At 53.4% G+C, this 12,092-nt stretch carries 13 protein-coding genes; 2 read left to right on the top strand and 11 right to left on the bottom strand.

Features of this window, described 5'->3' with window-relative positions; translation table 11 throughout:
• The first annotated feature begins 658 nt into the window (after positions 1-658).
• Together AAEZ03_RS11700 and AAEZ03_RS11695 are read left to right on the top strand one after the other, a co-directional pair.
• On the top strand, positions 659-898 hold the full coding sequence (locus AAEZ03_RS11700) for a CopG family ribbon-helix-helix protein (RefSeq protein WP_123748789.1): 240 nt from the start codon (positions 659-661) through the stop codon (positions 896-898).
• Positions 888-1,172, top strand: coding sequence for a type II toxin-antitoxin system RelE/ParE family toxin (locus AAEZ03_RS11695; protein WP_048391434.1), 285 nt, complete (start codon positions 888-890; stop codon positions 1,170-1,172). Before AAEZ03_RS11700 ends, AAEZ03_RS11695 begins: the two co-directional genes overlap by 11 nt.
• A gap of 528 nt (positions 1,173-1,700) precedes the next feature.
• Here AAEZ03_RS11695 and AAEZ03_RS11690 read toward each other — a convergent pair.
• The 11 genes from AAEZ03_RS11690 to AAEZ03_RS11640 all read right to left on the bottom strand — a co-directional run bounded on the left by AAEZ03_RS11690 (position 1,701) and on the right by AAEZ03_RS11640 (position 12,091).
• The gene (locus tag AAEZ03_RS11690; protein WP_350578715.1) at positions 1,701-3,668 is read right to left on the bottom strand and encodes an ORC-CDC6 family AAA ATPase; all 1,968 of its coding nucleotides are present in this window, start codon (positions 3,666-3,668) and stop codon (positions 1,701-1,703) included.
• Between the two features lie 160 nt (positions 3,669-3,828).
• A complete protein-coding gene (locus AAEZ03_RS11685; protein ID WP_350578712.1) occupies positions 3,829-4,341 on the bottom strand; it encodes a lysis system spanin subunit in 513 nt (170 codons plus the stop codon).
• The gene (locus AAEZ03_RS11680) at positions 4,338-4,847 is read right to left on the bottom strand and encodes a glycoside hydrolase family 24 protein (RefSeq protein ID WP_350578709.1); all 510 of its coding nucleotides are present in this window, start codon (positions 4,845-4,847) and stop codon (positions 4,338-4,340) included. Before AAEZ03_RS11680 ends, AAEZ03_RS11685 begins: the two co-directional genes overlap by 4 nt.
• Before the next feature lie 73 nt (positions 4,848-4,920).
• On the bottom strand, positions 4,921-5,706 hold the full coding sequence (locus tag AAEZ03_RS11675) for a hypothetical protein (protein ID WP_350578706.1): 786 nt from the start codon (positions 5,704-5,706) through the stop codon (positions 4,921-4,923).
• A complete protein-coding gene (locus AAEZ03_RS11670; protein WP_350578703.1) occupies positions 5,703-7,592 on the bottom strand; it encodes a hypothetical protein in 1,890 nt (629 codons plus the stop codon). The genes AAEZ03_RS11675 and AAEZ03_RS11670 overlap by 4 nt, the downstream gene beginning before the upstream one ends.
• Before the next feature lie 78 nt (positions 7,593-7,670).
• Complete coding sequence (locus AAEZ03_RS11665; protein ID WP_350578701.1) at positions 7,671-8,417, bottom strand: gp53-like domain-containing protein; 747 nt, start codon at positions 8,415-8,417, stop codon at positions 7,671-7,673.
• A 1-nt stretch (position 8,418) separates the two neighbouring features.
• Entirely contained in the window at positions 8,419-9,063 is a 645-nt protein-coding gene (locus AAEZ03_RS11660; protein WP_350578698.1) for a putative phage tail protein, read from the bottom strand.
• Positions 9,054-10,097 carry a baseplate J/gp47 family protein gene (locus AAEZ03_RS11655; protein ID WP_350578696.1) on the bottom strand — a complete coding sequence of 348 codons (1,044 nt, stop codon included), beginning with the start codon at positions 10,095-10,097 and terminating at the stop codon, positions 9,054-9,056. Before AAEZ03_RS11655 ends, AAEZ03_RS11660 begins: the two co-directional genes overlap by 10 nt.
• On the bottom strand, positions 10,087-10,473 hold the full coding sequence (locus AAEZ03_RS11650) for a phage GP46 family protein (RefSeq protein WP_048391739.1): 387 nt from the start codon (positions 10,471-10,473) through the stop codon (positions 10,087-10,089). Before AAEZ03_RS11650 ends, AAEZ03_RS11655 begins: the two co-directional genes overlap by 11 nt.
• A complete protein-coding gene (locus AAEZ03_RS11645; RefSeq protein WP_350578693.1) occupies positions 10,470-10,985 on the bottom strand; it encodes a phage baseplate assembly protein V in 516 nt (171 codons plus the stop codon). The genes AAEZ03_RS11650 and AAEZ03_RS11645 overlap by 4 nt, the downstream gene beginning before the upstream one ends.
• Complete coding sequence (locus AAEZ03_RS11640) at positions 10,982-12,091, bottom strand: phage baseplate assembly protein (protein ID WP_350578691.1); 1,110 nt, start codon at positions 12,089-12,091, stop codon at positions 10,982-10,984. Before AAEZ03_RS11640 ends, AAEZ03_RS11645 begins: the two co-directional genes overlap by 4 nt.
• Between the last annotated feature and the right edge of the window lies 1 nt (position 12,092).

Genomic DNA, 12,092 nt, shown 5'->3' with positions numbered 1-12,092 from the left:
TAATATCAGGGAAAAAGCTTCGTTAACTGTTCGCTATGTCTCCGAACAAAGTGTTCGCGATGTCCCCGGTCCATACACGGGCATCGTTATTTCAGGCAACTGTAGTCGCTGACGAGGTACGAAGGCTGCGATCGGCTGCGTGGTTTAACGGGGCCTCTTGGATCAAGATCAAAAGATCGCGAGCAAGCTCGCTCCTACAGGGTCTAACTTATGTTTGAAAGGCGCTGCCGCGGTCATTTATCAGTGAGGTGTTGTCTGCGACGATGCGAAAAGTGGGATTCAAAAAATAATCCAAGTTAGAAAATCCCCACACAAATACAGAATCAAGGAAGGTTCAAAAAAATCCCAAACAGGCTAGTTTCGCCGCTCGCCTCAACAGGATGCAGATCGGTTGATGGAGATCTTCATGGTCGAGGTTATGGGGGTCGTTCTGGTGCTGGTATTCGTGGAACGCAACCAGGATGGTCGAGCTATCTCAATGCGCCGCGCTCAAACCAGGCGAGAAAACACTGTGCAAACCCGCACATGGCGGGCCAGTTGACGGTTTATGTATTGATCGATTTATCGCCTGTATGCAGGCAACCCCGATGGTCGGTGGGTCATTCTTATGTATGCAGGTGTAGTATGTTGTATTACACATCACTACACCGAGGTCACCATGTCCATTATGTCTCTGCGCCTGCCTGACGATATGGCAGACACGCTCGCCCATTTGGCCAAGGCAACCGGCCGCAGCAAGTCCTTTTTAGCCATCGATGCACTGCGCGATTATTTGGCGCGTGAAGCCTGGCAGATAGCCGAGATCCAAAAAGCCATTGAAGAAGCCGATGCGGGTGATTTTGCCTCTGAGAATGAAGTCGCCGCGACACTGAACAAATGGTCTGCCAATGAGGGTTGAGTGGCTAAGGACAGCACTCAAGAATCTGGATGATGAGGCTACCTACATCGCCGTGGAAAACCCTCAGGCCGCTATCGAGTTCGTTAAAGCCATCAGGGCGAGTGTTGAACAATTGTCACAGTTCCCCTCTATAGGCCGAGAAGGCAGGTTACCGGGCACGCGTGAATGGCCACTGCCGAACTGGCCTTATGTGATCCCTTACCGAATCAGGCTGGGTAAGTTGCAAGTCCTGCGAATTTTCCATACACGTCGCCTTCCACCCAGCAGTTGGTAGTAAAAGGCAAAACGTCCGCATTGCGGGCAAGATTTTGAGACGGCCTTGCTGTTCGAGTCCGATGATTAGCACACAACAAAAAAGCCCCGTAGACGTTAATCTACGGGGCATTGAATGTGGAGGCCGAAGCCGGAATCGAACCGGCGTGGGCGGATTTGCAACCCGGTAGGGAAACTCAAGCGGGCCATGGGCTGTAGCGATATTTCTTTCCGAAACTATAGCTAATTCTTTGCTCTGTAAGCCACGTGGAATCAGGGGGCAACCTCTTGTTTAGGAACTGATTACACCCCCATCTGGCGTTCTGTCTACCGGGAAAAAATCTGTGAATACGCGTATTAACCGCTGTACTAATTCATGCTCGCTGCTTGTGCGTACCGTCTCAGTAATGCAAGGCTTAACCAGGCTAAGTACTTGACTATCTCCAGAAGGTGCTGTGCCTTGTATTTCTTAGCCCCCTCTGCTTTTGAGCAGCGGGAGCACGCTACACTCTCCAATTTTAGATATTAGAGCTCACAAAGCAGATAAAAACTAACGCCCCCCACCTTTGAAGTATATTTTCTTACCTACATCGTCATGTAACTTTCGTTCTATCACAAATTCTCGCTCAAGCTTTTCGCCAAATTTTGCAACTTTCTGGACGTAACAGCCCACGTCATCGGCAATTTGCCTAGCCAACAACTTATCCTCTTCTTGAGAGGAGCGTATTGCGCCTATTATTTTTATTTCTTCTTCAGTATAGTCAGCCCTATACATATCCTCGGTAACTACCTCTCTCAGGTCAGCTCGATCTTTAGGACAGAATGCTAGCAGCTGCCCAGCCACATCCAGGTCTGATTCTTTATAGAGAGTGGAGCAACTGGTACATTGAAATTGCTTCTCAAGAGTCTTAACAAAATACTTATCAAACTCAGCAAGCGAATCATCATAAGCAAAGCGTTGCTGGCGAATAGTATTTTTATCCGTCCCATACTCAAGATTATTTTCCAAGCACACGCCATAGTCAAAAGAATACAAACTTCGAGATAGTTTTTCTTTCTTAGTTGTACGCCCCTTAGTTATCAAATGCACCAAAAAAAACATATTCAGATAGCGTAGTTTTTCTTCATTGCGCTGGAGAATCATAAAGTGAGATGCCGTCGTATCGACTTTCGATTTCTCTTCGATTGCTCGATCAGTCAGCGCCCCCCATATATCTTCACAATAACTCGGAATTGCTATTCCTGCGGCACCTAAAAACTGATCGAGATATGCCTTTGTAGCATATTTTATTCCATATTCGATATCACTCTGTCGAATTTTAGAACGCCCCGATTGAATACAACGATAAAAGGCTTGTTTTAGTGCTATCCCAACAGTCCTAGGCACACCCATTGCGGATCTACTTAGCCCTACCCAGGCTTTAGCTGGATCTTCGAAAATATCATTAAGAGGTCGAGTGGTATATTCACGCAGCCGCTCGGTCACTAACGTATTAGTCAGTTCTCGAAGACCATCCATCGCACTGCCTAGATTATCACTGCGCTCTACATACGCGTCCAAATCAAGCGATAACTGAAATATATCTCTTTGCAATATTATTGAGCTGCCCAAGCTGTAATTATCAGTGATGGCACATACTTTAAGATAAACACCCGAATGATTTCCCAAAATCTTTCTTAAAAGTGTGCAAAACCTACGCTGAAGATCTTGAGTAACCGATGAAAATTCATCAACCAATATGACAATATGACTCATCTCACATGCATCTCTCAACTCACCGAGCACTCTGAGAATATCGGTAATAGCAAGACGACTTTTAATTAAGCGAGAAGACTCAATCTCATCCTCATAACTTACTGAGTCCGACTCACCAAACTCAGATGAGATATTAATACCTTTTGCACTACCCCCAAACCCTCCCTTATGACTTGAAGCATTACTCGCCATATCTTTACTTTTATACTTTCGCGGACCAACTTCCTCTTCGCTCCTAGGCACCCCAGACAGCACGATCGACGATAATTTACCTAACGCCACCGCAGAATCACTGTTACGCTTAACTTCGTTTCGAGAAAAGACTTTCTGGAAAAGATTTGGATCAGTTCCAAGATCCGGCCAGTTGCGTACAAGCTCGTCCTTTATAGAGTCTACCAATTCAGATACGAAAACATGTTCAAACTCATCAAAATTTTTCGCACTTGTATCTGACAAAGTCTGACACTTACTAAGATCCAAATATACTGCAAGTGTTCTTTTATTCGCCCGCGATTCAATCTGCGGATCCCAAGAGTGCACACACTCTATGAGCGCCCTATATAAAAGCGTCGTTTTACCCGTCCCCCTTCTTCCTACAATTAGTTGATCCGACTCGCCAACCACCTGTCGAAGATATCCGAAATAGTCGACATAATAGCGAGATAGCCGTTGAAGTTTCGCGGTATCCCTCAGAGGAATGTAGTCTGTACGCAGCATTGAATTAAACGCATCTTCAATATTGTTCTGTAGGTTGCTATCCATAATCGTTCCTTCTTAATGGGCGCCGCATCTGCTTGTAAGTGCGTACTTTAACACGCAACTGAGCGTGCAAAGCCAGAGGTCGGTTCGATCAAACTACGACTTTGAAATGACAAGAGGTACAGCGTACCGCTTACGGCAAAGGATCCAACTCCGGCCGCTCCTAGTATTTCGTAGCTGATACTTCTTTTGCGTAGGCCTGACAGGCCTGCAATGCGATCAGTCCTTGATCGCCGTCCCCGGTGATTCCGATAATTCGTTGAGCATGCGCTGGGTCAAGTTGGGCTCTACGGGAGCCATTAACCACGCCGCCGGGGCGGGTGGTGGCTTGCATTGCGTCACAACCAGCTGTGTCGGTGGCGTCGAGTAGGACTGACAGCCGCAGGTCAGCAGTAGCAAGGCGATCACGCAGGCGTGTTTGATTGGTTTTCTCATCGGTCAGGGCTCGATAGTGGGCTTGGTCGCTGGCTGCCAGCCATTGTTCAAGGGCAAAGCGCTTGCCCTGCTCTTCCAGGATTAAGGTGGAGTTGACGTTGGCTGCGCGAGTAAGAGCGGCTTGATGTTCTGCGCTCAGATCAGCCAGTTGTTTGCCGTAGCGCCATGCGTCCACTTTCCATGTGGAAAAACAAGCAACGGCCAGCAGTACCGCAAGGCCCAGCCCACGTGCCGGGCTCATACCACCACCTTTAATGCCCGCTCGTACTGCGCAATAAGATCCTGCAGTCGATGTTCGCGCTGGCCGTAGCCGGCGCCCGGCAGGCTGGCCCAGATATTCCGGCACTTATCGATTGCGGGTTCGATTCGTCCCGCGATCACATCGGGAAGCGCCCTGCATTCTCTGATGTGCTGAATCGCAAGCTTGTCCTGGCTGACAGGACCAAAGTCCGGGAGCCTCAAAAGATCGCGGTAGTGTGGCCAGTCCTTGAGCATTTGTTGGTAGCGGCCAGAGGCATTGGAAGTCAGCCCGCGACTGTTGATCTGCTTGGACTTTCGACCGCCCGAAAATGGATGGGTTGAGTAGTCATTGAATAGCTCAAGCTTGCCGTCGATCCCGGTCACGATGACGTTGTAACCATCGTCCGATCGTTTCAGATAATCGCTGCCCAGTTCGGACCAAGCGATCATGTCGAGGAATGCGAGCAGGTTACGGCCGATGCCCTGCTGTTCTGTAATTCTTGGCATAGTTAAACTCCAGACGTAAAAAAGCCGGCAACTTGGCCGGCGATAGGGAGGACCTGCAGCAGTTGCTGCGCGCTTATGAATACAAACCTTTTGCCGATGAGTAATCAGCTGCTGCAGCCGCGGCTGCGTTTCGCTTTGCTGTGCTCAAGTCTTCAAAAAAGACGCGATAAAGCGTCGTGCTCTGCCGGGCAGTGAGCGCCTGCAGGTTATATGCTGACAGATCGAGCAGATCGGTATTTACGTTGGTAGTGGTCGATACTATCTGCCCGTCCAAGATTACATCGACGAAACCCGGCCGCCACGCAACCCCAATCTGATGCACAACGTCAAGCGTGAAGCCAGGTACGACTTTAAAGACGGGCACGTTGTTATGGCTATTAGCGTTTACCCGTGGGGTTTTTCCGTCAGGCCCTGTATCCATTGCAAATAGTGCGTTTTGATTGTTCGTCCCAATCAGGGAAAAAACTGTCTGATATGAAGATGCCACAGCATCACTTGGGCATTTGACCCAAGCCAGTGCGATAAAGCTGGGAGATGCTTCGTGCAAGCTATAAGAACTACCAAGCAAAACACTCTGGCCATTGGCGCCTGAGGCTGGTGCCTTGATCCCACCCGAGGTACCCCGACCATTTACTAGCGCTGCGGCGTTAACTCCTCCAATAACAGCCCCCGGCGCACCGTCAACCAAATTCACAAATTTAGCGCCGAATGCAAGTGCGCCGTCTGGGTTCGGATTGCTGTAGCTGTTTGAGAAGTCGAACAGAAGTCGAGTACCTGTGGATATAGCTTTATCTCGAACTAACTTATCCATCGCGCTATCGCTGAATCTGTTCTGTAGATGCGTGATTAGGCTTGTCATACGGCCAACTCCGGAATTAATGCCACTGCGCGGGCACCTAATGTTTTATAGGCAACTTGAAACAAGTGGTTGCGATCACTACCACCGACGCCCATGTACCAGCTGTTCGCTAAAATCTCATCGGCGTCGGTTATGAGAGTCAGATCGATAAACGAGGCGCGCTGACGATTCTGGGCGAAAGAGAACGCCGCCTTGCGGTAACCGATCAGCTTGGGCGCGTCCGGGTTGGACACTGGGTGAGACGGCATGACCATAAAGAACAATTCTTCTTGATCCCATCCCGCTTTCTGCCACACATCACTGATCCGTTTAGCGATGGCTTCCAAGTTGTCCAGGTAGGCCGTCGAGGATTTCGCATCGATGCTTTCCCGCCAGCCGAAGCTTGGGGTAAGCGTCTCGTTCTGGTCGTTCAGTGCACTATTGATGTACACCACCACCATCGGCTTTTGTCCGGCCAACAGTTGCAGGCGCCGGGTTTCACCAAACCAATTAATTAAGACCTGCATAGGAGCGGTCAGCAGGTAGTTCGCCATGTCGTATAAGCTTTGCCCTCCAGCTCCGTAGAAGGTACTAACCGACACGCCTGAGTGCTTGGCTGGATTTTCTAGGCGAAACCAAGCCGGCGCAAAAGGACCGACCAGTGCCGACCCACCTGGAACGTACCATTTGCATTCAAGCCCCTTGGTACGAATGCCCGCCGGAATATCAAGCGTCTGCCGATGCAGAGAATTTTCCCCTGTATTTGTCGGGGTCGATGGTCCCGAAGCAATTACAGTGAAGGGCGAGCCGTCAATGCGGCACTTGACCTGAAACACGCCGGCGCCCGATGTCAGGCTTACCCATGCGTAGTGCGCACGTAGCAGGTTGGACACACCAATGGCGTGATCAACGGCCACACCAACGCCTCCAGCACTGGCACCAGAGGTGATCATCAGTCCGTCAGCCAGATAAGCAGGCCCCATCCCTGCAAGCGAGCCTTCTGGCAATTCGAAAGAATAACCCGGCGATACTGCAGCCACCTCAGTAGGCAACACATGAGTAGCACCACCGCCCACACCGTAGTTGCTTTCACCAGTCAACGTATAGCCTGAAAACGAAATAGGAGTCTGCGCCCCTACCGCCGTTGCATAGCAACCGAATCGATCATGCAGAGCGCGCATCAACCCGCCGCCCCATCCGTAACCGTCCTTCTTTTGGTTGCTGTCGCCGATCATCACAAAGTCAACTCTACGCCGTGAGGCCTGTGCCAAGGCACCAAGCGCTGTAGTCGGCCAAATGGCATCAACGGTAGCCGTACCAGCAACAGCTGTATCAATCCGATCTTGAACGAGTTCCAGTGCAGATCCGGCCAAGACCAGCTTGGGAATTTCCACGCTCCCATCTTCCAGCGTGACAATCGAGGGGCTGCCAGACGAATCGGCCTCGGCACTGAATACCTTCTTGCCGTTGTAAAAGCGATCAGTGCTTCGATCAGCAATTATTTTTAAGTCATCCTCAATTGTGGTGACGGCACTTGCACTAGAGTACGTACCATCTGGAACAGCTACACCGTTACGGTTTACATAGGCGTAGCGGTAAACTTTTGGATCCAAGCTACGCACAGTAAATGCGCCGCCATTGGGCGTGACTCCCAGTCCTTCTTCGATGCTGTCATAAGGCGCAGCCGTAGCCAGTTGCGCCGATACGTCCTTTAGCACCTCAGTAACTATGTTTTGGGCCAGTACTACTTGCTTGGCTATCGAAGGAACTGGGCCAGATTCTGTAAGCACATCCTTTGAAGCGTCACCATTGACGTACTCATGCTGCTTTTGCGCCGCAGCAGTGGATTTTTCCGCAGCCTCTGCAACCTGACCGGCCCAGGCCTCCAACGCTGAAATATCTGTCATGCATGTTTCTCCAGGCGAAAAAAAACCCGCTGACCGGGCTTGGTGTTCTTTGAATTTTTAGCCGTTAGCAGGCTGGCCTTAAAAGCCCGGCGCCTTGCCAATCGCACGCCAGTGAATCGTGGCGTTGTATTTATCGGTGTCGTTGAAGAGTTGGTATTGCGTTGAGTTGATGGCTCGCGCTCCTGCAGCGTTGCCGTCACCATCCTCAGCGTTAGGCGTTACCTTGTTACCAAAGCAGTTGTAGACCGCCGCAAAAGGCCTTGGGAAGTCGATAGCCGCCGTTGTCGAGTCAGGCCCACAAACACCGCTGCCCCACTGCTCCAAGAAGCCCGTGGCTGAATCAAGATGCCATCCGGTAGCTGCCATCAAGGCCGTGTTCTTGTCTTGCTTGGTGCTGGCCAACTGGTCGATAAGGGCCTGCTTTTCTGCAAGCAGCGTATTAATCACCGCTTTCGTGTAGGCATCGCCTATGCCATACCCGGCCAACGTAATGGCATTGTTCGCTTTCTTAGATAAGAGCCAGTCCGCTTCGGGCTGTGAGTACGTCTCAGCCTTTATGTAAGCGTCGGTAATTCCGTACCCGCCCAACGTAGTGGCTTTGATTGGGTAACGCTCACCAAACGCCCGAATAGCCTTGAGCAACTGCGTGTTGTCGTTAGCGTCCAGCTCAGGCAGATAAGCCAGAATGAAATTGACCAACTCTTCCTGAATCATGTTCAGCCACTCAGCCTTGAGCGGCGTAGGTGCAACGCCACCCGTAACGGTGCCGATACGAAACAGCCCCAAAGCTGTTACCAGCTTCGTCCAGGCAGAAATTCTTTGCATGTTATAAATCCTCGATGCCGCTCACGGCCGCCGGCACTACGTAGTGAACAGCGTTAAAGAGTTGATCCACCTGCAGGGCGATTCCCTCTACAACGTCTTTGCCGAAACCCAGCACTACCTCGGTGTATTCCGGTGCGTCTCGCTGCAGTCGGCAATCCAGCGTTGCCGCAGCTTCTGTGCCATAGGCTTCAATGGGCGCCGAGGCGATCCAGCTCCACGCCCAGCCATCCCCATATAGAAAATCGCCCACGCTGGCCGTACCGACCCGGCACGGGCGGAATTCCTCAATCTGGATCGGCACACCGCTCTGCATGCCCAATTTGCGGTAGTAACTCAACTGAGGCGCGCCGGTGGCCGTCAGCTTGGCTATGACCGCCGCGCGGCGTTCTTCAAGGCTCTGCGACCCCGGAACCACGCACAGGTCAGGCAAACCCAAATAACCCTCCCACACGGGCAACAAGACGGTAGCGGTTGCCGGGTTTAACTCCAGCAACAGCGCTTCGCTGTTCACGTCGACCCGCGCCAGTTCCGGCGCAAGGGATGCCAGCAACTGCGCCCAGTCGGGCTGTAGCTCCAAATCAAACGCAGGCCCCGGCGGCAACAGTTGTTGCAGTTGCTGGAAGTAACTCGCCTCAGTCACATCCATGTGAACACCCCCGGCACCGCGACTTCATTACGCCCCATCACTACATCAACGGCGGGCTCAAGCAATACGTGATCAACTTCACCAGGTGCATTACTGATCGCGGCGTGCACGTGCGTTATCAGCAGCGTTGCCCCAGGGCCGCCTTCATCATCAATCAACACCCGCAACGACTGCTCAACAGCAGCACGTAGCGCGGTGCTGTCAGGCATTACGCGCAGACTGAAATTCATCGGGCGAGCCTGCGGTGCAACCGCGTAAACCTCCGCCGTCACTGGGCGTTTAATATCCAAGTAGGCTTGAACAGCGGCCACTTGGGGCGCCGTAGGGATCAGGTCAAGATCACCATCACGCACGAATGACAAACCAAAGGTGCCTGGCCCCATCCAGCGCGGCAAAGCCCACGCCCGGGTAACACCAGGCACCTCTAATGCCCACTCTTCAAAGTCGGCCCCGTTACCGACCTTACTGGGGTTTTTGAAGGCCGCTTGAACCCGCGTGCGCAAGGCCTCAACGCTTTCCTGATCAGCACCGCCCACAATTCCGTCAGGGCCTATCACGGCATCAGGACTGACACCCATTACCGGCGTGACCGCCGTTAGAGTGCCGCCCTCGATGTTGCCTATTGCGCCCATGTCTTCGGCGCTCAGTTTCAAGCTGGCCCGGCCCGCAACCAGTTTTACCGCGTCGACCACTGCATAGCGGCGCCCATCTTTCGCCTGATAAAGCTGGCCAGCATCCACCAAGGCGCCGCTGGCTCCCTCGACAAACGCGATCCCAGTGGCTGAAACAGCAGGTTTTCGGCCATCACTCAGCCTCCAATCCGCCCAGTTGAGCAACATGGGTTCGTCGCACGTTGCCGGGTTGGACTGGCGAGCCACCCAGGCTTGAAAGCCATACAGCTCATAGACAGCGCCACTGAGCGCACGGGCCGCCACCTTGGCATCAGTGCGGCGCAGTGCGTCCGGGGCGTTGCGCTCAAAGTCGGACTCAGTGCGCTTGATCAGCGCTGGCAGCGTCGGTATTTCATACGCCATTGATCAGCCCCCACGTATCATTGAAATTCAGTTCCAGCGTTTCGCCGTGCAGCTCGATGAGCGTCACCCGCAAATTCATGCGGTCGTTGCCTTGGCGTTCTGCCGTTACCGTAACGCGCGTCAGAACCCCGTCATCGACCAGCCAGGCAAGCGCCTCATTCGCGTAGGCTTCGGCGTCCTTGAGCGTGTCAGCCACCAGTGTGCGGCGCGACAACAGCCACAGCCGCGACCCGATTTTGTCGCCGGCAACAGACGGCACGCTGTCGCCCCACCAACCCTTTCGGTCGCTGTCATCCACCACGTCATCAGGCCCCGCGCGGCGCCACGTAAAGAGGCTGATCGTCACGGCCCGGCGCAAGGTTTCCTCACGCGTCATGCCCCACCTCCGACCGGCGGGCCGCTCTCTTTGTCGCCCATTTCAACACCGTCATGCAGGTGTTTCATCTGGCTGACCCCACCGGCGATCTGATCCCCGGCCGACTCAATGCGCCCGGTAGCTGTGAGCAGCGGCGTATCGAAATTCACGGACTCAGACGCCTTGACATTCAGCGTCACGGTTTCAATGTCGATCACCCGCCCGCGCTTGAAGTGCAGGCGGTCGCCTTCGTCCGTGTAGAGGGCCACCTCTCCCGGCTTGAGCCCCTGCAGGCGAAAACGACGGTCTGACACCATGATCACCACACCGTGGCTGCGGTCGCCGCCGATAAAGCCTGCCAGCGCTTCGGCGCCGCTTTGCGGGCAAGACGTGAACCCGTAGGGCTCCAGGTGTTCAACCCCGTCCTTGACCTCACCGGCCAACAATCGCAGTTGAAGGCTTTGCAGCTTGCTGGCCGAGTTAGCCAAGGCCACCACGCCGCGTGCTAAAACGTTTGCTAGGCCGTTTCTCATGGCTTGTAGTCCGCTGGCAGTAGGTATTCAAAGTTGTCCGTAGATTTGCCCTTCTTGAGCTTTCGCTTTTCGTAAGCGTCGTTCGGTTCGGGCAAGAAGGTTTCAGGCGGGGCCACCGTGATTTTTGCCGTGGTGCCTTCCTTGCCCAGCTCGTAGCTGATCTCACTGATCAACATGTCACGATCAAAACCAATGAGCGGATCCACCAGCCGCACAATCATGTTGTGCTGCCACAGCGCCCCATTGCTTTGTCGCCACCCCTGAATGGTGTAACTCACCGTCAAGGCCTTACCGATAGCGTTGGCCCGCTCCCACTCGACCCGCTTACGCGCAATCGCTTCGCTCGATTGGCCTGACTGGTTAATGACCTTCACCCGGCGCCGCTTGATACGCTCGTCAACTATCCGAGCTTCGATCTCACTGGCCTCAGCCCCAAAGCTGGTGTCCGTGCCGCTGCGCTGGCCCTTGCTGACGTACTCGGAAAAGACGTTGGAAAAGTCCAGACTGGTTTCACCGGACAGCACGTTTTTCCCCAGCTCCAAGGTGTCGACCGCACGCCCAGCGCTGCCCGGACTGGCGATCACTAGGCGCCCTTCGGCATCGTCGGTGCTGAACAAAAGTGACTGTGTTAACAGCCGGTCGATGCTTTCAAAGGCCGTCTCCCCCGGCTCAATCGTGTGATCTTCAATGCCCTCGCTAGTCTTGGCATCGTTAACCACCTTGATTCCGTACTCACCGGCAATGGCCTCAACGATCTTTTGCACGCTTTGGCCACGCCACTGGCCCGGTTTGTTGACCGCGCCGCAGTCCACCAGATCCGCCGTGCAAGAACGACCGGCAACGCTCAGCGTTATCGACTCAGCGTCGTAACGGATCGGCGTCGAAAACACGTAACCCGTTAACACCAGGTCTTGGCCAATGCGCAGTTCCAGCGCTTCGCCTTGGCGGATTCTGATCGGCACGTCACCACCACCCGGCCACCGCCAGGTGATCCCCAGGGTAAAGTCCCGCGCCTGTCGCTCAATGCCAGCACCAATGCTGACCGACAACCAACCGGCGTAGTCGTGCCCACCCACACTAAGAGTGACTTTGTTCACATCATTCATG

It is taken from the genome of Pseudomonas sp. HY2-MNA-CIBAN-0224, assembly GCF_040310285.1.
GTDB classification, from domain to species: domain Bacteria; phylum Pseudomonadota; class Gammaproteobacteria; order Pseudomonadales; family Pseudomonadaceae; genus Aquipseudomonas; species Aquipseudomonas helleri.
Note: the sequence above shows the minus strand (reverse complement) of the source record. Positions and strands in the feature narration are given on the sequence as shown.

Coding starts and splice junctions, on each gene's coding strand:
- AAEZ03_RS11700 (WP_123748789.1), top strand. CDS start 659: ATGTCCATTATGTCTCTGCGCCTGCCTGACGATATGGCAGACACGCTC.
- AAEZ03_RS11695 (WP_048391434.1), top strand. CDS start 888: ATGAGGGTTGAGTGGCTAAGGACAGCACTCAAGAATCTGGATGATGAG.
- AAEZ03_RS11690 (WP_350578715.1), bottom strand. CDS start 3,668: ATGGATAGCAACCTACAGAACAATATTGAAGATGCGTTTAATTCAATG.
- AAEZ03_RS11685 (WP_350578712.1), bottom strand. CDS start 4,341: ATGAGCCCGGCACGTGGGCTGGGCCTTGCGGTACTGCTGGCCGTTGCT.
- AAEZ03_RS11680 (WP_350578709.1), bottom strand. CDS start 4,847: ATGCCAAGAATTACAGAACAGCAGGGCATCGGCCGTAACCTGCTCGCA.
- AAEZ03_RS11675 (WP_350578706.1), bottom strand. CDS start 5,706: ATGACAAGCCTAATCACGCATCTACAGAACAGATTCAGCGATAGCGCG.
- AAEZ03_RS11670 (WP_350578703.1), bottom strand. CDS start 7,592: ATGACAGATATTTCAGCGTTGGAGGCCTGGGCCGGTCAGGTTGCAGAG.
- AAEZ03_RS11665 (WP_350578701.1), bottom strand. CDS start 8,417: ATGCAAAGAATTTCTGCCTGGACGAAGCTGGTAACAGCTTTGGGGCTG.
- AAEZ03_RS11660 (WP_350578698.1), bottom strand. CDS start 9,063: ATGGATGTGACTGAGGCGAGTTACTTCCAGCAACTGCAACAACTGTTG.
- AAEZ03_RS11655 (WP_350578696.1), bottom strand. CDS start 10,097: ATGGCGTATGAAATACCGACGCTGCCAGCGCTGATCAAGCGCACTGAG.
- AAEZ03_RS11650 (WP_048391739.1), bottom strand. CDS start 10,473: ATGACGCGTGAGGAAACCTTGCGCCGGGCCGTGACGATCAGCCTCTTT.
- AAEZ03_RS11645 (WP_350578693.1), bottom strand. CDS start 10,985: ATGAGAAACGGCCTAGCAAACGTTTTAGCACGCGGCGTGGTGGCCTTG.
- AAEZ03_RS11640 (WP_350578691.1), bottom strand. CDS start 12,091: ATGAATGATGTGAACAAAGTCACTCTTAGTGTGGGTGGGCACGACTAC.